Source organism: Mesorhizobium sp. M1338 (assembly GCF_040318045.1).
Lineage (GTDB): Bacteria > Pseudomonadota > Alphaproteobacteria > Rhizobiales > Rhizobiaceae > Mesorhizobium.
This window is the reverse complement of sequence record NZ_JAMYLL010000160.1, coordinates 1-673: the sequence shown is the minus strand read 5'-3', so window position 1 is coordinate 673 and position 673 is coordinate 1. Positions and strand designations below refer to the sequence as shown.

At 61.4% G+C, this 673-nt stretch carries 1 protein-coding gene; it reads right to left on the bottom strand.

Going from position 1 to position 673, the window contains the following annotated elements; translation table 11 throughout:
* A partial coding sequence (locus NKH19_RS33470) for an AMP-binding protein (RefSeq protein WP_352984001.1) occupies positions 1-673 on the bottom strand: 673 nt, incomplete at both ends.

Genomic DNA, 673 nt, shown 5'->3' with positions numbered 1-673 from the left:
TCCCCCACCGCCCCGAACGGGACGGGCGCGCCATGACCGTCCAGAAGATACAACCGCGTGTTCGCAATCGGACGCCCGATCGGGAGCCGGCCAAACGTCTCATCAATCGCGGTAATCTCGCAGACTGTCGCAAAGGTCGTCGTCTCGGTCGGACCGTAGCAGTGCAAGAGATGCTGCGGTCGGCTCCCCCTCAAGACCCGTGCTACTGCCGCCACATCAACCGCATCACCGCCGACCAATAGCAACCGCAAGCTTGCCAGCGCCGGGCCTAAATCATCAGCGCTCTGGCTGAACAACCCAGCTGTCAGATGCAGGACGGTAATGCCATGCTGCTGAACCAGACGGCGCAGCACCTCTGGCTGCAGCACATCGATTTGTGGAATCACAACCAGGCTTGAACCGTGTAGCAGCGGTGCCCACACTTCCAGGGTACTGATATCAAACGCGGGATTGCCCACCCACGCCACACGATCACTCGAGCTGAACTGCGCATAGCCATTGTTGATGACGAGCCGGTTGACCGCACGGTGAGCAACAACAACCCCCCTGGGAAGGCCGGTCGAGCCGGAGGTGTACATCACGTAAGCGGCAGCCTCGGCGCTCAATGCCAGGCCAGGATCGGCACTAGACCCTGCTCCGGTCATGAGCGGCTCAATCGCCAGAACAGGGATCG